Here is a 244-nt window from a genome sequence, read left to right as displayed (position 1 = left end):
ACCTCTCACAGCGTTGGGCGCTACTCATGAGTAGTATGGATAAGTCCTTGTTTCAGGTGTTACCTACTAATACTCATACTTTGGAAACGATAATTACTGAAGACAGCGTTTATAAAAACGTTGCTCCTGAGAAGCAAATCTCTGAAATAGCTAAACAGGTAAGAACACCTAAAGCGCAGACTCAATTCGCCACTTTATTCGTACAGCAAGCTCAACATTTAACCCATATCGATCAGCTAAGCGC

The 244-nt window shown here is 41.4% G+C and carries 1 pseudogene; it reads left to right on the top strand.

Going from position 1 to position 244, the window contains the following annotated elements:
• Nucleotides 1–26: 26 nt before the first annotated feature.
• Nucleotides 27–244, top strand: a pseudogene (locus AAEY75_RS16685) (hypothetical protein); the annotation flags it as partial.

The organism is Psychrobacter sp. TB55-MNA-CIBAN-0194 (assembly GCF_040309505.1).
Taxonomy (GTDB): Bacteria; Pseudomonadota; Gammaproteobacteria; order Pseudomonadales; family Moraxellaceae; genus Psychrobacter; species Psychrobacter fozii.
The sequence above is the reverse complement of the archived record's forward strand: the minus strand, read 5'-3'. Positions and strand labels throughout refer to the sequence as shown.